Consider the following 18005-nt stretch of genomic DNA (forward strand, 5'->3'; position numbering starts at 1 on the left):
GTTAGTCCTCTCGGGCAAATAGTGCCTCAATAAAGTCGTCCGCTTTAAACGGACGTAAATCCTCAATACGCTCGCCCACACCGATATAACGGATAGGAATGCCGAACTGGTCGGCCACGGAGAAGATCACCCCGCCTTTCGCGGTGCCGTCCAGCTTGGTCAGCGTGATCCCGGTCAGTCCTACCGCTTCATTGAACAGCTTCGCCTGGCTGATGGCGTTCTGTCCGGTGCTGGCGTCGATAGTCAGCATAATTTCATGCGGTGCATCTTCGTCCAGCTTCTTCATGACGCGAACGATTTTCTTCAGCTCTTCCATCAGGTGCGATTTGTTCTGCAAACGCCCTGCGGTATCTGCAATCAGCACGTCCACGTTACGCGACTTCGCCGCCTGGATGGCATCGAAAATCACGGACGCGGAATCCGCGCCGGTGTGCTGGGCAATGACCGGAATATTGTTGCGCTGGCCCCACACCTGGAGCTGTTCCACCGCTGCCGCACGGAAGGTATCGCCCGCCGCCAGCATCACCGATTTGCCCTGCTGCTCAAACTGGCGCGCCAGCTTGCCGATGGTGGTGGTTTTACCCACGCCGTTGACGCCAACCATCAGAATAACAAAGGGCATTTTGCCTTCAATATTAAGCGGTTCGTCAACTTTTGCGAGAATTTCACCCATCTCGTCTTTCAGCAGGCCGTACAGCGCCTCGGCGTCACGCAGCTGTTTGCGGTTCGCCCCTTCGGTCAGGTTGGCGATGATTTTCCGGGTGGTTTCCACGCCCACGTCCGCAATCAGCAGTTGCTCTTCCAGCTCCTCAAACAGATCGTCGTCGATCTTCTTGCCGCGGAACAGACTGATAAATCCGGAACCTAAGTTTTCTTTGGTTTTAAGCAGGCTGCGCTTCAGGCGCGCGAAGAAACCTTCTTTGGTCGGTTTTTCCTGCTCCTGAACGATCTCTTCTTCGGCCTGCTCTTCCACCGGCACGACGATGACCGCTTCTTCAGCCGCTTCCGCCGCCAGCGCCTGGGCCTCCAGCTCTTCGTCGGTCAGCTCTGGCTCAAGGGCCGCTTCTTCTTCCACCGCCTCAACAATTTCAACGGTTTCCGCTTCGGCCTGCCACTCTTCGGCAGAAACCTCTTCAGCTTTCACCTCTTCCGGCAGCGGCAGCGCTTCGTGTTCGATAGCGGCCTGCGGCGCTTCGGTAAGGGTTTCAACGATAACCGGCTCTGGTTTTTCGCTCTCCTGAACCTGTTCAGTAACCTCAACCACCTCTTCAGCAAAGGATTCAATCTCTTCTTTGCTGTGGGCTGGCTCTTCCGCTTCGACAACCGCAGCGGTTTCGACAGGCGTTTCAGGCTGTGACTGCTCTTCTACAACCTGCTGTTCTTCGGTTTTCTGTTCTGTTTCTTGCTCTTTTTCACCGAAACCCAACCAGGAAAAGAAGCCACGTTTTTTTTGTTTTGCCATCTGCGACTACACTCCTCGCGGCGCTATATACAGGGAAGCTAAAAAAATGATGAAATAGTCTAACACTTTACTTAATTGACATCACCGCCCGCAATCGCAGGGCATTGTTAACAGAGCTTTCCTGAGATGAAGAAACCCACCCGCGCCCCGGCCGGTCAAATTCGCATTATCGGCGGTCAGTGGCGAGGCCGGAAATTACCGGTGCCGGACAGCCCCGGTTTACGCCCTACCACGGACCGCGTTCGCGAGACGCTGTTTAACTGGCTCGCCCCGTCAATGGTAGACGCCCATTGCCTGGACTGCTTCGCCGGAAGCGGTGCATTAGGGCTGGAAGCGCTGTCGCGCTATGCTGCGAGCGCCACGCTGCTGGAGATGGAGCGCGGCGTCGCGCAGACGTTGCAGCAAAATTTGGCTACGCTGAAAGCAACCAACGCCAAAGTGGTGAATACCAACACGCTGAGCTTCCTCGCGCAACAGGGGACGCCGTTCAACGTAGTGTTTGTTGACCCGCCGTTCCGTAAAGGGCTGCTGGAAGAGACATTATCGTTGCTGGAAAAAAATGGCTGGCTGGCAGACGACGCGCTGATTTACGTTGAAAGCGAAGTGGAAAATGGTCTGCCGCCCGTTCCCGTTCACTGGGATCTGCACCGCGAGAAGGTCGCCGGCCAGGTGGCTTATCGTCTGTATCACCGTCAGGCACAAGGAGGATCCGATGCCAGTACTGATTAACGTAGGGCGCTTGCTGATGCTGGGCGTCTGGGCATTTTTGATTTTGAATCTGGTGCACCCGTTCCCGCGTCCGCTGAATATCTTCATTAACGTGGCGCTGATTTTCACCGCGTTCATGCATGCCTTGCAGATGGTGATGCTGAAAAACGGACTGCCGAAAGATAGCCCACCGATGACCGGCTGGCAGCAGCTACGGGTGTTTATTTTCGGCGTATTTGAGCTGCTGGTGTGGATGAAGAAGTTTAAGGCGCAGGTGAAGAAGTAACCGCCTCACCCTAACCCTCTCCCACAGGGAGAGGGGACGCTTACACCCTCTCCCCTTCGGGGAGAGGGCCGGGGTGAGGGGAAAATTACTGCTCCGGTTCAAACCCTTCAAACCGCGACCCTTTGTAGCTCAGCGTGCCTTTCTCCCCTACCGTCAACTGGTGGTACTGCTGCGCCTCCAGTCTGAAGGTCATCTCCAGCCCGCCGGTTTCCGGCTTAAAGCTCGCTTCATAGCGCATCGTTGTGCCCGCAGGCGTCACCTGCTGCTGGCGGGATCGGCGGTCATTAAGCGGTTTCTCGCGCTTGTTCGTCACCACCACGCGCTTTTGCATCAGCGGCGCGGCATCGTTGTCGGCCTTCTCACGGCGCTGCTGCACGAAGCGAAACGAGGCGGCAATGACGATAATCGCCAGCACGACAATAAAAAACAGCGGCATCTTGCTCATTGAAAAATCCCATCAGATTATGCGGAATTCAGGATACCTCGCCTGCCCCGGCATTGCCAAACGCCCGCACGCGTCACTACACTGGATCAGAAACTGATCATTCAGCCTCAACAGTTACAGGGAGTTAATATGCTTTGGTCATTTATCGCTGTCTGTTTTTCCGCATGGCTTTACGTCGATGCGTCTTACCGTGGCCCAGCCTGGCAGCGCTGGTTGTTTAAACCCGTCACGCTATTGCTCCTGCTGTTGCTTGCCTGGCAGGCACCGATGTTTAACGCCATCAGCTATCTTGTCCTCGCGGGGCTGTGTGCGTCCCTGATTGGCGATGCCTTAACCCTGCTGCCGCGCCAGCGTCTGCTGTACGCCGTGGGGGCATTCTTCCTGTCGCATCTGCTCTATACCATCTACTTTGCCAGCCAGATGACGCTCTCCATCTTCTGGCCGCTGCCGCTGGTGCTGCTGGTGATTGGCGCCCTGCTGATCGCGGTGATCTGGTCGCGTCTGGAAGAGATGCGTCTGCCGGTCTGTACGTTTATCGCCATGACGCTGGTGATGGTGTGGCTGGCGGGCGAGCTGTGGTTCTTCCGTCCGACAGCGCCTGCGATGTCCGCGTTCTTCGGTGCCGCACTGTTGCTGTTGGGTAACATCGTCTGGCTGGGCAGCCACTATCGCCGCCGCTTCCGTGCGGATAATGCGATTTCTGCCGCCTGTTACTTTGCCGGACACTTCCTGATTGTGCGTTCACTGTATATCTAAATAACGCTTGACTCTGGAGTCGACTCCAGAGTGTATGCTGCGGTTAATGAGAAAATTATCATTACCGGAGACTGCCATGTCGACTCCAGAAATACCTAAAAAAGTTCCCAAATTCTCGGCACTTAAGCTCAGCCCGGTTCCGCCAAAAGAGGACTGCTGCTGCGAGGGCGCATGCGAAACGCAAACTCAAACGCTGCCTGAAAGCGGCAATCACTACAGCTGGGTCGTCAACGGCATGGACTGCGCGGCCTGCGCCCGCAAAGTGGAAAACGCGGTGAAGCAGGTGCCGGGCGTGAGCCACGTTCAGGTGCTGTTCGCTACCGAAAAGCTGCTGGTCAGCGCCGAAAACGACGTCAGCAGACAGGTTGAAGCCGCCGTCAGCAAAGCGGGTTATACCCTGCGCAGCGAAACGGCGCCCGCAGAAAAAACGTCCCCGCTAAAAGAAAACCTGCCCCTTATCACCCTCATCATCATGATGGCCCTGAGCTGGGGGCTGGAGCAGATCAACCACCCGTTCGGCAACCTGGCGTTTATCGCCACCACGCTGGTTGGCCTGTTCCCGATTGCCCGTCAGGCGCTGCGTCTGATGAGAAGCGGCAGCTGGTTTGCCATCGAAACGCTGATGAGCGTGGCGGCTATCGGGGCGCTGTTTATTGGCGCGACGGCGGAAGCGGCGATGGTGCTGCTGCTGTTCTTAATTGGCGAACGCCTTGAGGGCTGGGCGGCGAGCCGGGCGCGTAAAGGGGTGAGCGCGCTGATGGCGCTAAAGCCGGAAACCGCCACGCGGGTTATTGATGGTCAGCGTGAAACGGTCGCCATCAACACCCTGCGACCGGGTGACGTGATTGAAGTGCCCGCAGGCGGACGTCTGCCAGCCGATGGGGCCCTCGTTACCGCCACCGCAAGTTTTGACGAAAGTGCCCTGACCGGGGAATCCATCCCGGTTGCGCGCGCGGCGGGTGAAAAGGTGCCTGCGGGCGCCACCAGCGTCGACCGACTGGTGCAGTTGACGGTCATTTCCGAACCGGGCGACAGCGCCATCGACCGCATCCTCAGGCTGATTGAAGAGGCCGAGGAGCGCCGCGCGCCGGTAGAACGCTTTATCGATCGCTTCAGCCGGATTTACACCCCCGCCATCATGCTGGTGGCGCTGCTGGTCACCGTCGTCCCGCCGCTGTTCTTCGGCGCGCCGTGGGAGGGCTGGATTTACAAAGGGCTGACGCTGCTGCTGATCGGCTGTCCGTGTGCGCTGGTGATCTCCACCCCGGCGGCGATTACCTCCGGGCTGGCGGCGGCGGCACGTCGCGGGGCGCTGATTAAGGGCGGCGCGGCGCTGGAGCAACTGAGTCAGGTCCAGCACATCGCCTTCGATAAAACCGGCACGCTGACCGTCGGCAGGCCGCAGGTGACCGGCGTGTATCCGCAGGACATTAGTGAAGACGCCCTGCTGACGCTGGCCGCTGCCGTGGAGCAGGGTTCCACCCACCCTCTGGCGCAGGCGATTGTGCGTGAAGCGAAGGGCCGCGGGCTGAACATCCCTCCGGCAACGGCCCAGCGAGCGCTGGTCGGGTCAGGGATTGAAGCTGTGGTCGAAGGCAAAAAAGTGCTGATCGCCGCGGCGGACGCGCGCTCTACTCCACAGGTTGAGGCGCTGGAGCAGGCCGGGCAGACGGTCATTACCGTGATGCAGGACGGTGTGCCGATGGGCATGCTGGCGCTGCGCGACACCCTGCGTGACGATGCGAAAGAGGCCGTCGACGCACTGCACAGGCTGGGAGTACAGGGCGTGATCCTGACCGGCGATAATCCGCGCGCGGCGGCGGCGATTGCAGGCGAGCTGGGGCTGGAGTTTAAGGCCGGATTGTTGCCTGCGGATAAAGTCAGCGCGGTAACCGGGCTGAACAGCAACGCCCCGCTGGCGATGGTCGGGGACGGAATAAACGATGCCCCGGCAATGAAAGCTTCCAGCATCGGCATTGCGATGGGCAGCGGCACCGACGTGGCACTGGAGACCGCCGACGCGGCGCTGACGCACAACCGCCTGACCGGGCTGGCGCAGATGATAGAACTTGCGCGGGCAACACGCGCCAATATTCGGCAGAACATCGCCATTGCGCTGGGTCTGAAGGGGATTTTCCTGGTCACCACGCTGCTCGGCATGACCGGACTGTGGCTGGCGGTACTGGCGGATACGGGGGCGACGGTGCTGGTTACGGCGAACGCGTTGCGGTTGTTGCGTCAAAGGTAAAAGTGAAACGGCAACCGGGTTGCCGTTTCTCGTGTTTGCCCCCTCTCCCCGCGGGAGAGGGCCGGGGTGAGGGCATCAGGCCGCACGCGTCACTGCATCCCTAACAGCCCCGGCAACCACAATGAAATCGCCGGAATGTACGTCACCATCCCCAGCACGACCAGCAACATACCGTAAAACGGCAGCATCGCCCGCACCACGTGTTCGATCTTCTGCTTACTCACCGCACTCGCCACAAACAGCACCGATCCGACCGGCGGCGTGATCAGCCCAATCCCCAGGTTAACCATCATGATCATCCCAAAATGCACCGGGTCGATACCCAGTGCATTGGTCACCGGCAGCAGCACCGGCGTCAGGATCAGGATGATCGGCGCCATGTCCATCAGCGTGCCAATCAGCAGTAGCATGATGTTGAGGTACATGAGGATCACGTACTTGTTATCGGAGAGCGATGTGAAGAATTCGGTGATGCGCATCGGCAGTTGCATGTAGGTCATCACCGCCCCAAACGCCGCGGCAAAGCCGATTAAAATCATCACGATGGTGACGGTTTTCACCGTGCGGCACATCAGCTTCGGCAGTTCGCTCCACTTGTAGTCGCGGTAGATAAACATGGTGACGAAGAACGCCCACAGGCAGGCCACGGCGGCAGATTCGGTGGCGGTAAAAATCCCGGACAAGATCCCGCCGAGGATAATCACCACCGTCATCAGCCCCCACAGGGCATCGAGCATAATTTTCAGCGCCTGCCTGAACGGGATTTTGTCCCCCTTCGGGTAGCCGCGCTTGCGGGCGAAGCACAGGCAGAGCACCATCAGGCTCACCCCCAGCAGCAGGCCCGGCAGCACGCCCGCGATAAACAGCGTGGCGATGGAGACCGTTCCCCCCGCCGCCAGGGAGTAAATCACCGAGTTGTGGCTGGGCGGGATCAGAATCGCCTGCACCGACCCGCTGGCCGTCACCGCCGCCGCGTATTCGCGCGGATAACCCTTCTTCTCCATCTCCGGGATCATCACGCTGCCTATAGACGCCGTATCCGCCACCGACGAGCCGGAAATCGCGCCGAAGAACGTCGAGGCGACAATGTTCACCAGCGACAGCCCACCGCGGATAAAGCCGACGAACACGTAGGCGAAATTCACCAGCCGTCGGGCAATGCCCCCTTCCGCCATGATCGCCCCGGCAAGAATGAAGAACGGGATTGCCAGCAGGGTAAATTTATTGACCCCGCTGGTGATCTGGATCATCAGCGCCTCCAGCGGCAGGTCAATCCACAGCGCGCCCGCCACGGCGCTTAAGCCGACGGCGAAGGCCACCGGCATCCCCAGCGCCAGCAAAATGGCGAGGGTGAATAACAAAACAAAAGCATCCATTGTTCACCCCTTAACTGTGATTGCCGATCAGCACGACCGGACGGTTTTCCTGCGAGCCAAACAGCAGGCGTTCAAGCACAAACAGGATCAAAATGGCCGACCCGACAGGCAGAGGCAGATAGCTTTCGCCGGAGGTCAGGAGCGGAAACTCCGCCACCGGCTGCTCCCACAGCTCAACGCACAGCCAGTAGCTGTACCAGCACATCAGGCCAGAAATCAGCAGCATCAGCAGATCCACTACCCGCGCGCACAGCCTTTGCAGCGACGCGGGCAGGCGGTCGGTAAGCATGTTGACCGCGATATGCGACCCGGCGCGGTAGCTCACCGCCGCGCCGATGAAGGTAAACGTCACCATGCAGATAATGGCGATCGGTTCCGGCCAGGATTCGCCGCGGTTGAGCACGTAGCGTGAGAAGATGCCGATGGGGATGACAATCGTCATCACCAGCAGCGAGAGACCCGCCACCGCCATGGCGAGCAGGTACAGACGATCCATCCACTTCAGGTAGAGTTCGGACATACGTACTCCGGATTACTGAACGTCAGCGATGGCTTTCATCAGATCCTGATGCTTGTCGCCATACTGCGCGCGCACCGGCTCAGTGGCTTTGATGAACACCGTTTTGTCGATATCGTGGAACTTCACGCCGCCAGCCTTCATTTTTGCCAGCGCCTGGTCGTTATACGCATTCCACAGCTTGCGCTGCTCGAACTGCGCTTCGCGGGCCAGCGTAAGGATCTTTTGCTGTTCGTCAGCGCTGAGCTTGTCCCATTTCACTTTGGAGTAGAGCAGCATTTCCGGAGTGATAAAGTGGCCGCTCAGCGTGTAGTTTTTGGCGATCGGCATGTAGTTGTGGGCGATAAAGGTTGGCGGGTTGTTCTCCGCGCCATCGATCACCCCGGTCTGCATGCCGCTGTAAACCTCGCTGACGCCCATCGCCACCGAGTTCGCCCCCATCGCTTTCAGCGTGGCCAGCGCCACCGGGCTACCCTGGACGCGGATCTTCTTCCCTTTCAGGTCTTCCGGATTAACGATTGGCTCTTTGGTGATCAGGTTGCGGGTGCCGGAATCCATCCAGCCGAGGAAGACCAGGCGCGATTTCGGGTTGGCGGTCAGCTTGTCGCCAATCTGCTTGCCGATATCCCCGTCGATCACCTTGTGCATGTGGTCTTCATCGCGGAATACGTAGGGCAGCGTAAACACTTCGATATCCGGCAGGATGGCGGCAACCGGCGCCATAGAGACGCGGATCATGTCTATCGCCCCCATCTGCGCCTGCTCAATCATCTGCTTTTCATCCCCCAGCACGCCGCCGGGGAAGACCTTAATCTCCAGCTTGCCATCGGTTTGTTGTTTGAGTTTTTCACCCATCTGCTGAACCGCCACCACGTTCGGGTAGCCTTCAGGATGCACATCGGCGGCTTTGATGGTCTGGGCAGAAACGGTGCAGGCAAAAGCAGACAGGCACAGAGCAGCCAGTAACGGCTTGAGGGTCGTTTTCATTGAGTCAACTCCAGGGTAGTGAAATAAGCGTTAAAACGATGTTTTAGTTTTTGACGTTTAAAAATTAGACTACGGCTGGAAAAAGGAGGGTGAAGCGCCTCACAAAAAGCGCGAAATTTTGAAACGATGGTTCGAAATTGTGATGAGTACTTGTCGGGTGGCGGCTGCGCCTTACCCGACCTACTACACCCGTAGGCCCGTGCAAGCGAAGCGCCGCCGGGCGTCAGGCCGCACTTACCCCTTACGAATCAAATACCGGTACGGCAAGGTCTCGGTTTGCTGCGCCACCAGCTCATGTTCCATAAAGGTACAAAAGCCGGGGATATCACGGGTGGTAGCCGGGTCATCGGCGACGATCAGCAGCGTTTCGCCGCTCTGCATGTTACGGACGGTCTTACGCACCATCATTACCGGCTCCGGGCAACGGAGGCCCTGAGCATCAAGCGTGTGGTCTGGGCTGGAAAACAGGTCGGTCATGTTCTTCTCGTTCAGGTAAAAACGGCTGTAGTTTACGCCCCGCTATCGCCAATGCAAACCAGGTTAACGATTGCGTGAAAATTAGCCATTGCAAAGTGTCGTTAAAGCAGTATCATGCGGCGGCTTTATTGGGTTCCCTCACCCCAAATATTAATCAAAAAGGTACAATATGAACTCCTTTACACAATCGCAACGCGTCAAGGCGTTGTTCTGGCTTTCGCTATTTCATCTGCTGGTGATCATCTCCAGTAACTATCTGGTACAGCTCCCCATCTCCATTTTTGGTTTCCATACCACCTGGGGCGCGTTCAGTTTCCCGTTTATTTTCCTTGCGACGGATTTAACCGTGCGTATTTTTGGCGCACCGCTGGCGCGGCGGATTATTTTTGCGGTGATGATCCCGGCACTGTTTGTCTCCTACGCCATCTCCTCGCTGTTTTACATGGGCAGCTGGCAGGGCTTCGAAGCGCTGACGCACTTCAACCTGTTCGTCGCGCGTATTGCCGCCGCCAGCTTTATGGCCTATGCCCTGGGGCAGATCCTCGATGTCCACGTGTTTAACCGCCTGCGTCAGAACCATCGCTGGTGGATGGCACCAACGGCTTCCACGCTGTTCGGTAACGTGAGCGATACGCTGGCCTTCTTCTTCATTGCCTTCTGGCGCAGCCCGGACGCCTTCATGGCAGAACACTGGATGGAAATCGCTCTGGTGGACTACGCCTTTAAGGTGCTTATCAGCCTGGTCTTCTTCCTGCCGATGTACGGCGTGCTGTTGAATATGCTGCTGAAAAGACTGGCAGATAAATCTGAAATCTCCGCATTGCAGGCAGGTTAAGGGTTCGCTTTATCAGTTGTGATAAGATGAACGAATGAGCCGCTATGGCCGTTTATCGAAAGGAAGAAGTCAATGCGCAATCTGGTTAAATATGTCGGGATTGGCCTGCTGGTTGTTGGCCTTGCAGCCTGTGATAACAGCGACACCAAAACGCCTGCTCAGGGCGCGTCAGCAGAAAGCAACGCCACCGGTCAGCCGGTGAGCCTGATGGATGGCAAACTCAGTTTCTCTCTGCCCGCGGACATGACCGATCAGAGCGGTAAGCTGGGCACCCAGGCGAACAACATGCACGTCTACTCCGATGCCACCGGGCAAAAAGCAGTCATTGTGATTGTCGGTGACGATACCAGCGAAGATCTGGGTGTGCTGTCCAAACGTCTGGAAGATCAGCAGCGCAGCCGCGACCCGCAGCTTCAGGTGGTGACCAATAAGTCTATCGAGCTGAAAGGCCACACGCTGCAACAGCTGGACAGCATCATCTCCGCCAAAGGCCAGACCGCTTACTCCTCCGTGGTTCTCGGCAAGGTAGATAATAAACTGCTGACCATGCAGATCACTCTGCCTGCAGATAATCAGCAAAAAGCGCAGGCAACCGCTGAAAACATCATTAACACCCTCGTGATCCAGTAATCGTTCACCAGGATGACGTGGCCTCCGTCGCTTGCGCCGGGGGCCATTTTTTTTCCATGACTTTAAGACTAACGCTCCAGACGAAGCGAATCCGGCGCACTACAATTAGCAAGCCCCCCGGAAAAAGGAATTCTTATGACTGCCAGCCCGCCCGACAAAGCCGGACTTCATATTTTATTAAAACTCGCCTGCCTGGTGGTTATCCTTGCGGGTATCCATGCGGCGGCGGATATCATTGTTCAGCTTCTGCTGGCGCTGTTTTTCGCCATCGTCCTCAACCCGCTGGTGACGTGGTTTTTACGCCGGGGCATCAGCCGCCCGGTCGCGATTACCATTGTGGTGATGGTGATGCTGGTTGTCCTGACGGCGCTGTTCGGCGTGCTCGCCGCCTCGCTGAGCGAATTTTCCACCATGCTGCCGCAGTACAATAAAGAGCTGACGCGCAAGCTGGTCGATCTCCAGCGCATGTTGCCGTTCGTTAATTTGCATATCTCACCGGAACGGATGCTGCGCCGGATGGATTCCGAGAAGGTGATGACCTACGCCACCACGTTGATGACCGGGCTTTCCGGGGCAATGGCCAGCATTCTGCTGCTGGTGATGACGGTGGTGTTTATGCTGTTCGAAGTGCGCCACGTGCCGTATAAGCTGCGTTTTGCCCTGAACAATCCGCAGATCCACATTGCCGGCTTGCATCGCGCGCTGAAGGGTGTGTCCAAATATCTGGCGCTGAAAACGCTGTTAAGCCTGTGGACCGGCGTGATCGTCTGGCTGGGGCTGGTGCTGCTGGACGTGCAGTTCGCGCTGATGTGGGGCGTGCTGGCGTTTTTACTGAACTACGTGCCCAATATCGGCGCGGTGCTTTCTGCCGTTCCGCCGATGATCCAGGCGTTCCTGTTTAACGGTTTTTATGAGTGCATGCTGGTAGGAGCGCTGTTCCTCGTCGTGCATATGGTGCTGGGCAATATTCTCGAACCGCGCATGATGGGTCACCGTCTGGGCATGTCGACGATGGTGGTGTTTTTATCGTTACTGATCTGGGGATGGCTGCTGGGACCGGTGGGCATGTTGCTCTCCGTGCCGCTCACCAGCGTCTGTAAAATCTGGATGGAAACCACGAAAGGAGGCAGTAAACTCGCCATTCTGCTGGGTCCGGGTCGGCCAAAAAGCCGTTTGCCGGGATAACCGGGTGGAAAGGGTTAAAAGTGACGTTTATTCGCCAGCGCGACGACAACATTGTACGATGTGCGCAGCAAATCGCGCTGGCGAAGAAAAAGTCACAGAAACAGGTTTATCGCGGACGCGCGTAGATGAAATTTACACTTACCCTTATCGACTGGCAGGCAAGAGCGCCAGGACTCAGCGATGCCGACGAATGGCAGGCATGGTCACGCCGGTCTGACGCCATCGATCCTGATGCACCGCTGGCGAAACTGACCGATCTGCCGATGATGACCGCCCGCCGCCTGAATTCAGGCAGCAAGCTGGCCGTCGATCTTGGCCTGATGATGCTGCGCAAACACCGCATCGACGCCGTCGTCTACAGCAGCCGTCACGGGGAGCTGGAACGCAATTTTCGTATTCTCCAGGCCCTGGCGGCAGATCAGCCCGTTTCCCCCACCGATTTTGCCATGTCGGTACACAACTCGGCGGTCGGCAATCTCACTATCGCCGCGCGTCAGCCTGTTGTCTCTTCGTCGGTTTCCGCCGGTATGGATACCTTCCAACAGAGCTTATGCGAGGTGCTGAGCCTGCTGCATGCGGGCTACTCACGCGTGTTGCTGGTAGATTTCGACGGTCTGCTGCCAGAGTTTTATCACGCCGGGCTGCCGCCGCAGATGCCCGTCTGGCCCTACGCGCTGGCGCTGGTAATTGAGGCCGGAAATACGCTCAGCTGTGAAACGCACGCCAACCGCAGGCCTGAAGAGCCCGCGCTGCCGCAAAGCCTGCAGTTCCTGCGCCATTACCTGCGGGACGAGCGCCAGTTTACCCTGCCGGGCGAGCGCCTGCTGTGGCAATGGACGCGCCAATGAGAGGGTTACGTTCCCGCCTCGATCGGGTATGGCGCATGCTGATGACCGGATTGTGCTTCGCCCTGTTCGGCCTCGGCGGGCTGACGCTGTCGCTGGTGTGGTTTAACCTGCTGCTGATTTTCCAGCGTGACCGCACCCAACGTCGCCGCCTGGCACGCCGCACTATTTCTGCCAGTTTCCGCCTGTTCCTCGCGGTGGTACGCGGTGTAGGGGTACTGGATTACCGTTTCAACAACCTGGACGTTTTGCGCGCCGAGCGGGGCTGTCTGGTGATTGCGAACCATCCCTCGCTGCTGGACTACGTTCTGCTGGCGTCGGTGATGAACGAAACTGACTGTCTGGTGAAAAGCGCGTTGCTGCGTAACCCGTTCGTCAGCGGCGTGATCCGCGCGGCGGACTATCTGATTAACAGCGAAGCCGACACGCTGCTTGCCGCAAGCCAGCAGCGTCTGGCCCAGGGCGACACCCTGCTTATCTTCCCTGAAGGCACCCGCACCCGGGTGGGAGAAGCCATGACCCTGCAACGTGGGGCGGCGAATATCGCCGTTCGCTGCAACAGCGCCGTGCGCGTGGTGGTGATCCACTGTAGCGAACGGATGCTGGATAAACAGAGCAACTGGTATAACGTGCCCCCCAACAAACCTGTTTTCACCGTGGATGTTCGCGAACGCATCAACATTCATGATTTTTATGATGCGAGTCAGCACGAACCGGCGCTGGCAGCAAGGCAGTTAAACCGGCATATGCAGCATCAGTTAACAACCGGTCTTCAATCTTTGTCAGGAACGAAAGATGCAAGCGCTCTATCTTGAAATTAAGAATCTCATTATCTCTACGCTGAATCTGGAAGAACTTACCCCAGAGGATATTGATACAGACGCCGCGCTCTTTGGCGACGGCCTCGGTCTGGACTCAATCGACGCCCTTGAGCTGGGGCTGGCGGTAAAAAATCAGTACGGCGTAGTGCTTTCTGCCGAAAGTGACGAGATGCGTCAGCACTTCTATTCCGTTGCCACGCTCGCGGCTTTTATTCATCAACAACGCGCCTGAGAATGACCGCTATGACAGAACAACAAACGATTTATCAGGAAGTCTCTGCGCTTCTTATTACGCTGTTTGAAGTCGCTCCGGAGGATATTACCCCTGAGGCACGGCTTTACGAGGATCTGGATCTCGACAGCATTGATGCCGTCGATATGGTAGTGCACCTGCAAAAGAAGACGGGCCATAAAATCAAGCCCGAAACCTTCAAAGCGGTGCGCACGGTGCAGGACGTCGTGGACGTTGTGGAACAGCTTCAGCGCGACGCGTAACGTGCGTTCGATTCCAGTTCTTCCCGCCCTGACGGGGCTGATGCTGCTGGCATGGCCGTTTTTGATCGGCTTCGGGCTGGCGAATAATAGCCTGCACGGGATACTGCCCGTGATGGCGCTGGTGCTGCTGTTACGCGTCTGCCAGGCCCGTCGGCAGGGCGGTCCCCTGCGTTATCTTTTCGTGAGCGTGGCGCTGGCTGGCATAGCGCTTTGCGCGGCGAGCTACGTCCTGCACGCGCACCAGTGGGTGCTGTTTTATCCGGTGGTGGTGAATCTGGTGATGCTGGTGGTGTTTGGCGGTTCGCTGTGGACGGCAATGCCTGTCGTCGAACGGCTGGCGCGCCTGCGTGAACCGGATCTCTCCCCCGTCGGGGTACGTTACACGCGCCGGGTTACCCGGGTCTGGTGCGGCTTTTTTATTATTAACGGGGCGATCGCGCTGTTTACCGTATTACACGCCGATATCCGTCTGTGGACGCTGTGGAACGGGATGATTGCCTATCTCCTGATGGGCACGCTGATGGCCGGCGAGTGGCTGGTGCGACAACGGGTGATGAAAAACGATGCTTAACCCTCTCCCGCTTAGCCAGTGGCTCAGTGCCCCCCGCCCTGACGACACCCCTGTCGCCTGGCAGGACAACCATCTCTGGACGCTTGGCGATCTGCGCCACGACGTCACTCAGCTGGTCGACACGCTGCGTGATGAAGAAGGCGAGCGCTGGGCGCTGTGCATCGAAAACGGCTATCTGTTTATTGTCGCGCTGCTGGCGACGCTGCATGCGGGTAAAACGCCGGTCCTCCCCGGGCACAGCCGGGCGGCACAGCTTAACGAACAGCGGGCGCTGTTCAGCGGCGTCCTGAGCGACACCACGCTCGATTTTCAGGGGCGACAGCTGCGGGTGGCTTCCGCTCAGCGGGCAGGGCATCCCTTTTCACCGCTGCCTGCCATCGATGAGATGCGCACGATCGAGCTTTACACCTCCGGCTCGACCGGCACGCCGCAGCGGGTGAGTAAGCCGGTGGTCAGCCTGGATCGTGAGGCTCGTCTGCTGGCGGAACATTTTGGCGAGCGTCTGGCAGGCTGTCACGTCGTCGCTTCCGTGGTGCTGCACCACCTGTATGGCCTGACGTTTCGTGTCGTCTTACCCATGGCGCTCGGCCTGCCGCTGCACGCCAGCCTGCTCAACTATGCCGAGCAGCTCTCTGCCCTTCCCGACAATAAACGCTATCTTTTCATCAGCAGTCCGGCGTTTCTCAAGCGGCTGGACGCGTCACTGACGCCGCCCCCCGTCAACCTGCTCTTCTCCGCTGGCGGCGCGCTGCCCTGGCAGGAGGTCGCCGCGGTTCAGGCCTGGCTCAACGTCTGGCCGGATGAAATATATGGCAGCACAGAAACGGGGGTTATGGCCTGGCGCTACCGTCAGGAGGAAAGCATCCGCTGGCAGCCTTTCCCCGGCGTGACGTTTCACGGCGATCGCGTGACGTCGCCGCTGATCCCCGAGGCGGAGGGGGTCCTGCTGGATGATATCCTGCACTTCACGGCTGACGGGCAGTTCAGCCTCGTCGGGCGCCGCGGTCGGGTGGTCAAAATTGAAGATAAGCGCATTTCGCTCGATGACATTGAGCGCCGCCTGCTGGCGCTGGACGGCATCCGCGAAGCCGCCGCGCTGACGGTGACGCGCGGCGGGCGCCAGGGTATTGGCGTATTGCTGGTGCTGAATGAAGCGGTGCGTCAGCAACACGAACAGAGCAAAAAAGCGCAGGAGCTCGCCTGGCGTCGCGCCCTTCGCCCCTGGCTTGAACCGGTTGCCGTGCCGCGCTACTGGCGGATCGTTGATGAAATTCCGGTCAACAGCATGAACAAGCGCGTAACTGCGCAGCTACAGGAGTTGTTTCATGAAAATCCCTGAAATCGAACGCCGCGAGCCTGGACCCGGGTATCTGGAGATAACCCTTTATCTTGATCCTGACCTGCTCTGGTTTAAGGGACATTTCGCCGTACAGCCGCTGCTGCCGGGCGTAGCCCAGCTCGACCGGGTGATGCATTACGCCGCCGCGCTGGCGCCGGGCTACCGTTTTCACAGTATTCAGAACGTAAAGTTCGCCGCCCCGCTGTTACCGGAGAACACGGTCACGCTGCTCCTTGCCTGGCAGCCCGAACGCCAGATGCTGACCTTTAGCTACCAGCGCCATGCGGGTAACGAGCGTCACACCGCCAGCAGCGGGAAGATTCGCTTATGTCAGTAACCTTCCGTCCCTGCGTCCTGATCCCGTGCTACAACCACGGGGCGATGATGGCTTCGGTGCTGGCGCGCCTGGCGCCTTTCGATCTGCCCTGTCTGGTGGTGGACGACGGCAGCGATGAAACCACGCGCCGCACGCTTGAAGCGCTGGCGGCGGATCGTCCGCAGGTCACGCTGCTGCGCCTCGCCGAAAACAGCGGCAAAGGCGCGGCGGTGATGCAGGGGCTGAAAGCCTGTGCCGATCGCGGCTTCACCCACGCCGTTCAGGTGGACGCTGACGGCCAGCACGCTATTGAAGACATCCCCAAACTGCTGGCGCTGGCCGAACGCCATCCCGATGCGCTCATTTCCGGTCAGCCCGTTTATGATGACTCGATCCCCCGTTCGCGCCTGTACGGGCGCTGGATAACACACGTCTGGGTCTGGATTGAAACCCTCTCCCTGCAACTAAAAGACAGCATGTGCGGGTTTCGCGTTTACCCGATAGCGCCGGTAATGCGCCTGGCGGCGGGCACGCCGCTCGGCAGGCGGATGGATTTTGATACTGAAGTGATGGTGCGCCTCTACTGGCAGGGCAACACCAGCTATTTTCTGCCCACCCGCGTGACCTATCCGCCGGACGGGGTATCCCATTTCGATGCCCTGAAAGACAACGTGCGCATCTCGTTGATGCATACCCGTCTGTTTCTCGGCATGCTGCCGCGCATTCCTTCCCTGCTGATGCGTCGCCGCTCGCAGCACTGGGCGCAGCAGCAGGAGGTGAAAGGATTATGGGGCATGCGCCTGATGCTGCGCGTCTGGCAGTTGCTGGGGCGAAAGGCGTTTACCATCCTGCTGTGGCCGGTTACGGCCGTCTACTGGCTGACCGCCCGCGCTGCGCGTCAGGCGTCGCAGCAGTGGCTGACGCGGGTTAAAACGGTGATGGCACAGCGGCAAATGCCGCAACCCGCACGGCTTAACAGTTTTTCCCACTTCCTGCGCTTCGGTCATGCCATGCTGAACAAAGTGGCCAGCTGGCGCGGCGAAATGAAGCTTCATCGCGATCTGGTCTTTGCGCCAGGCGCGCAGGAGGCGCTGGGTCTTGACGATCCTCAGGGCAAACTGCTGCTCGCGTCGCATCTTGGCGATGTGGAAGCCTGCCGGGCGCTGGCCCAGCGCGAAGGGGCGAAAACCATCAACGCGCTGGTCTTTAGCGACAATGCTCAGCGTTTTAAACAGGTGATGGAGGAGATGGCGCCGCAGGCGGGCATTCACCTGATGCCGGTCACCGACATTGGCCCGGAGACCGCCATCCTCATTAAAGAGAAGCTGGATCGCGGCGAGTGGGTGGCAATCGTGGGCGATCGGATCGCCGTCACCCCGCAGCGCGGCGGCAGCTGGCGGGTGATATGGAGCGAATTTATGGGCCAGCCCGCGCCGTTCCCGCAGGGACCGTTTATCCTGGCGTCCCTATTGCGCTGCCCGGTGGTGCTGATTTTTGCCCTCTGCCAGCAGGGAAAGCTGACCCTGCACTGCGAGCCGTTTGCCGACCCGCTGCTGCTGCCACGCGGCGAACGCCAGCAGGCGCTACAGCAGACCGTCGATCGCTATGCGCAGCGGCTGGAGCATTACGCGCTCTTGTCGCCGCTCGACTGGTTTAATTTTTTCGATTTCTGGCAGCTGCCAGAGGTCAACGAGAAGGAGTAAAGG

The 18005-nt window shown here is 58.7% G+C and carries 21 protein-coding genes; 15 read left to right on the top strand and 6 right to left on the bottom strand.

The annotated features are described in order from the left end of the window. Position 1 precedes the first annotated feature (1 nt). The gene (gene ftsY, locus L3069_RS21210; protein ID WP_023298805.1) at positions 2-1462 is read right to left on the bottom strand and encodes a signal recognition particle-docking protein FtsY; all 1461 of its coding nucleotides are present in this window, start codon (positions 1460-1462) and stop codon (positions 2-4) included. Between the two features lie 126 nt (positions 1463-1588). On the opposite strand from ftsY, the gene rsmD reads away from it, so the two are divergent. Next, entirely contained in the window at positions 1589-2191 is a 603-nt protein-coding gene (gene rsmD / locus L3069_RS21215) for a 16S rRNA (guanine(966)-N(2))-methyltransferase (protein ID WP_022649669.1), read from the top strand. Continuing rightward, on the top strand, positions 2175-2456 hold the full coding sequence (locus L3069_RS21220) for a DUF1145 family protein (protein ID WP_022649670.1): 282 nt from the start codon (positions 2175-2177) through the stop codon (positions 2454-2456). Before rsmD ends, L3069_RS21220 begins: the two co-directional genes overlap by 17 nt. An 85-nt stretch (positions 2457-2541) precedes the next feature. Here the strand turns inward: L3069_RS21220 and L3069_RS21225 are convergent, their stop codons facing one another. Then, positions 2542-2901 (bottom strand): DUF2500 domain-containing protein, encoded by a 360-nt coding sequence (locus L3069_RS21225; protein WP_022649671.1) that lies wholly within the window; start codon positions 2899-2901, stop codon positions 2542-2544. A gap of 129 nt (positions 2902-3030) precedes the next feature. Here L3069_RS21225 and L3069_RS21230 point away from each other — a divergent pair, with 129 nt between their 5' ends. Both L3069_RS21230 and zntA read left to right on the top strand, forming a co-directional pair. Then, positions 3031-3657 carry a lysoplasmalogenase gene (locus L3069_RS21230; RefSeq protein ID WP_022649672.1) on the top strand — a complete coding sequence of 209 codons (627 nt, stop codon included), beginning with the start codon at positions 3031-3033 and terminating at the stop codon, positions 3655-3657. A gap of 76 nt (positions 3658-3733) precedes the next feature. Beyond that, positions 3734-5905 (top strand): Zn(II)/Cd(II)/Pb(II) translocating P-type ATPase ZntA, encoded by a 2172-nt coding sequence (gene zntA, locus L3069_RS21235; RefSeq protein ID WP_038416870.1) that lies wholly within the window; start codon positions 3734-3736, stop codon positions 5903-5905. 89 nt (positions 5906-5994) lie between these two features. Here zntA and L3069_RS21240 read toward each other — a convergent pair whose 3' ends face one another. From L3069_RS21240 to tusA, 4 genes are all read right to left on the bottom strand, one after another. After that, a complete protein-coding gene (locus tag L3069_RS21240; protein ID WP_022649674.1) occupies positions 5995-7281 on the bottom strand; it encodes a TRAP transporter large permease in 1287 nt (428 codons plus the stop codon). Between the two features lie 10 nt (positions 7282-7291). Further along, positions 7292-7801 (bottom strand): TRAP transporter small permease, encoded by a 510-nt coding sequence (locus L3069_RS21245; RefSeq protein WP_023298808.1) that lies wholly within the window; start codon positions 7799-7801, stop codon positions 7292-7294. 12 nt (positions 7802-7813) lie between these two features. Continuing rightward, positions 7814-8785, bottom strand: a complete 972-nt coding sequence (locus L3069_RS21250; protein ID WP_038416871.1) for a TRAP transporter substrate-binding protein — start codon at positions 8783-8785, stop codon at positions 7814-7816. Positions 8786-9019: 234 nt separating this feature from the next. Continuing rightward, on the bottom strand, positions 9020-9262 hold the full coding sequence (gene tusA / locus L3069_RS21255) for a sulfurtransferase TusA (RefSeq protein WP_000130627.1): 243 nt from the start codon (positions 9260-9262) through the stop codon (positions 9020-9022). 169 nt (positions 9263-9431) lie between these two features. On the opposite strand from tusA, the gene L3069_RS21260 reads away from it, so the two are divergent. The 11 genes from L3069_RS21260 to L3069_RS21310 all read left to right on the top strand — a co-directional run bounded on the left by L3069_RS21260 (position 9432) and on the right by L3069_RS21310 (position 18002). Next, a complete protein-coding gene (locus tag L3069_RS21260) occupies positions 9432-10097 on the top strand; it encodes a 7-cyano-7-deazaguanine/7-aminomethyl-7-deazaguanine transporter (RefSeq protein ID WP_022649676.1) in 666 nt (221 codons plus the stop codon). Between the two features lie 72 nt (positions 10098-10169). Continuing rightward, the gene (locus L3069_RS21265; RefSeq protein WP_022649677.1) at positions 10170-10727 is read left to right on the top strand and encodes a DcrB family lipoprotein; all 558 of its coding nucleotides are present in this window, start codon (positions 10170-10172) and stop codon (positions 10725-10727) included. Positions 10728-10862: 135 nt separating this feature from the next. Further along, positions 10863-11912, top strand: coding sequence for an AI-2E family transporter (locus L3069_RS21270; RefSeq protein WP_003861270.1), 1050 nt, complete (start codon positions 10863-10865; stop codon positions 11910-11912). Positions 11913-12037: 125 nt separating this feature from the next. Beyond that, positions 12038-12760: a beta-ketoacyl synthase chain length factor gene (locus tag L3069_RS21275; protein WP_023307137.1), complete on the top strand. Its 723-nt coding sequence runs from the start codon at positions 12038-12040 to the stop codon at positions 12758-12760. Beyond that, positions 12757-13572: a 1-acyl-sn-glycerol-3-phosphate acyltransferase gene (locus L3069_RS21280; RefSeq protein ID WP_038416873.1), complete on the top strand. Its 816-nt coding sequence runs from the start codon at positions 12757-12759 to the stop codon at positions 13570-13572. Before L3069_RS21275 ends, L3069_RS21280 begins: the two co-directional genes overlap by 4 nt. Then, positions 13553-13810, top strand: a complete 258-nt coding sequence (locus L3069_RS21285) for a phosphopantetheine-binding protein (RefSeq protein ID WP_003861263.1) — start codon at positions 13553-13555, stop codon at positions 13808-13810. Before L3069_RS21280 ends, L3069_RS21285 begins: the two co-directional genes overlap by 20 nt. An 11-nt stretch (positions 13811-13821) precedes the next feature. After that, positions 13822-14073 (top strand): acyl carrier protein, encoded by a 252-nt coding sequence (locus tag L3069_RS21290; protein WP_022649680.1) that lies wholly within the window; start codon positions 13822-13824, stop codon positions 14071-14073. Continuing rightward, on the top strand, positions 14045-14644 hold the full coding sequence (locus L3069_RS21295) for a hypothetical protein (protein WP_038416874.1): 600 nt from the start codon (positions 14045-14047) through the stop codon (positions 14642-14644). Before L3069_RS21290 ends, L3069_RS21295 begins: the two co-directional genes overlap by 29 nt. Then, positions 14637-15983, top strand: coding sequence for an AMP-binding protein (locus L3069_RS21300; RefSeq protein ID WP_038416875.1), 1347 nt, complete (start codon positions 14637-14639; stop codon positions 15981-15983). The genes L3069_RS21295 and L3069_RS21300 overlap by 8 nt, the downstream gene beginning before the upstream one ends. Next, positions 15970-16320 (top strand): (3R)-hydroxymyristoyl-ACP dehydratase, encoded by a 351-nt coding sequence (locus L3069_RS21305; protein WP_022649683.1) that lies wholly within the window; start codon positions 15970-15972, stop codon positions 16318-16320. Before L3069_RS21300 ends, L3069_RS21305 begins: the two co-directional genes overlap by 14 nt. After that, the gene (locus tag L3069_RS21310; RefSeq protein WP_038416876.1) at positions 16311-18002 is read left to right on the top strand and encodes a glycosyltransferase; all 1692 of its coding nucleotides are present in this window, start codon (positions 16311-16313) and stop codon (positions 18000-18002) included. The genes L3069_RS21305 and L3069_RS21310 overlap by 10 nt, the downstream gene beginning before the upstream one ends. The last annotated feature ends 3 nt before the right edge of the window (positions 18003-18005 follow it).

This window comes from Enterobacter cloacae complex sp. ECL411 (assembly GCF_021869665.1).
In the GTDB taxonomy this organism is placed as follows: Bacteria; Pseudomonadota; Gammaproteobacteria; order Enterobacterales; family Enterobacteriaceae; genus Enterobacter; species Enterobacter intestinihominis.

Excerpts from the sequence above, each read along its gene's own strand:
- L3069_RS21240 (WP_022649674.1), bottom strand. The coding sequence starts at position 7,281 with ATGGATGCTTTTGTTTTGTTATTCACCCTCGCCATTTTGCTGGCGCTG.
- L3069_RS21275 (WP_023307137.1), top strand. The coding sequence starts at position 12,038 with ATGAAATTTACACTTACCCTTATCGACTGGCAGGCAAGAGCGCCAGGA.
- L3069_RS21310 (WP_038416876.1), top strand. The coding sequence starts at position 16,311 with ATGTCAGTAACCTTCCGTCCCTGCGTCCTGATCCCGTGCTACAACCAC.
- L3069_RS21270 (WP_003861270.1), top strand. The coding sequence starts at position 10,863 with ATGACTGCCAGCCCGCCCGACAAAGCCGGACTTCATATTTTATTAAAA.
- rsmD (WP_022649669.1), top strand. The coding sequence starts at position 1,589 with ATGAAGAAACCCACCCGCGCCCCGGCCGGTCAAATTCGCATTATCGGC.
- ftsY (WP_023298805.1), bottom strand. The coding sequence starts at position 1,462 with ATGGCAAAACAAAAAAAACGTGGCTTCTTTTCCTGGTTGGGTTTCGGT.
- L3069_RS21230 (WP_022649672.1), top strand. The coding sequence starts at position 3,031 with ATGCTTTGGTCATTTATCGCTGTCTGTTTTTCCGCATGGCTTTACGTC.
- L3069_RS21225 (WP_022649671.1), bottom strand. The coding sequence starts at position 2,901 with ATGAGCAAGATGCCGCTGTTTTTTATTGTCGTGCTGGCGATTATCGTC.
- L3069_RS21300 (WP_038416875.1), top strand. The coding sequence starts at position 14,637 with ATGCTTAACCCTCTCCCGCTTAGCCAGTGGCTCAGTGCCCCCCGCCCT.
- L3069_RS21220 (WP_022649670.1), top strand. The coding sequence starts at position 2,175 with ATGCCAGTACTGATTAACGTAGGGCGCTTGCTGATGCTGGGCGTCTGG.
- L3069_RS21245 (WP_023298808.1), bottom strand. The coding sequence starts at position 7,801 with ATGTCCGAACTCTACCTGAAGTGGATGGATCGTCTGTACCTGCTCGCC.
- L3069_RS21285 (WP_003861263.1), top strand. The coding sequence starts at position 13,553 with ATGCAAGCGCTCTATCTTGAAATTAAGAATCTCATTATCTCTACGCTG.
- L3069_RS21260 (WP_022649676.1), top strand. The coding sequence starts at position 9,432 with ATGAACTCCTTTACACAATCGCAACGCGTCAAGGCGTTGTTCTGGCTT.
- L3069_RS21265 (WP_022649677.1), top strand. The coding sequence starts at position 10,170 with ATGCGCAATCTGGTTAAATATGTCGGGATTGGCCTGCTGGTTGTTGGC.
- L3069_RS21280 (WP_038416873.1), top strand. The coding sequence starts at position 12,757 with ATGAGAGGGTTACGTTCCCGCCTCGATCGGGTATGGCGCATGCTGATG.
- zntA (WP_038416870.1), top strand. The coding sequence starts at position 3,734 with ATGTCGACTCCAGAAATACCTAAAAAAGTTCCCAAATTCTCGGCACTT.
- L3069_RS21250 (WP_038416871.1), bottom strand. The coding sequence starts at position 8,785 with ATGAAAACGACCCTCAAGCCGTTACTGGCTGCTCTGTGCCTGTCTGCT.
- tusA (WP_000130627.1), bottom strand. The coding sequence starts at position 9,262 with ATGACCGACCTGTTTTCCAGCCCAGACCACACGCTTGATGCTCAGGGC.
- L3069_RS21290 (WP_022649680.1), top strand. The coding sequence starts at position 13,822 with ATGACAGAACAACAAACGATTTATCAGGAAGTCTCTGCGCTTCTTATT.
- L3069_RS21305 (WP_022649683.1), top strand. The coding sequence starts at position 15,970 with ATGAAAATCCCTGAAATCGAACGCCGCGAGCCTGGACCCGGGTATCTG.